This is a genomic window from Acidaminococcus sp. CAG:542, assembly GCF_000437815.1.
In the GTDB taxonomy this organism is placed as follows: Bacteria; Bacillota; Negativicutes; order Acidaminococcales; family Acidaminococcaceae; genus Acidaminococcus.
In genome coordinates, this window is the sequence record NZ_FR902048.1 from 46,140 (window position 1) to 46,903 (window position 764).

General features: G+C 62.0%; 1 protein-coding gene. It reads left to right on the forward strand.

All coding sequences use genetic code 11. The features are described from left to right. The coding region (locus QVO43_RS03290; RefSeq protein ID WP_288174447.1) for a phosphopentomutase at nucleotides 1-689 on the forward strand (689 nt) is incomplete at its 5' end. Nucleotides 690-764: the final 75 nt, after the last annotated feature.

Here is a 764-nt window from a genome sequence, read left to right on the forward strand (position 1 = left end):
TTGCCGCTCATGAACGGACCTTCGGACTGGAGAATCTGTACAAACTCTGTGAGATTGCCTACAGACTTGTCCAGCCCTACCACATCGCCCGGGTCATCGCCCGTCCCTTTGTAGGGGAAAAGGCCGGGGAATTCACCCGTACCGGGAACCGCCACGACTATGCAGTACCGGCGCCGGAAAAGACCCTGCTGGATGAAGTGTACGAAAAAGCCGGTGGGGTCTATGCGGTGGGGAAAATCGCAGATATTTTCGCCCACAGGGGGATAACCCGGGCCTGGCATGCCACCGGCCTGGACGCCCTGTTCGACGCCACCCTGGAGGCCCTGGACGCTGCCGGAGACCGGAGCCTGGTGTTCACCAACTTCGTGGATTTCGATTCCACCTACGGCCACCGGCGGGATGCCAAAGGCTACGGGGAAGGGCTTATGACCGTGGACCGGCGTCTGCCGGAACTGGCGGCCCGGCTCCAGCCCGGAGACCTGGTGCTGGTCACTGCGGACCACGGGTGCGACCCCACCTGGAAAGGGACGGACCACACCCGGGAACACGTGCCCATGCTGTTCTTCGGGCCGGAAGTGAAGCCCGGGCCCCTGGAACCCATGGATACCTACAGTGATGCAGGGCAGATCCTGGCCCATCATCTGGGACTGGAACTGGCCCGGGGGAAAGCCCAGGAGGTGCTGAAATGAAAAGAGTCCAAAAGCTGCTGCTGACCCTTTGTTTCGTCCTTACGGGACTGTTCCTGATGGTGCCGGCAGAGGCGG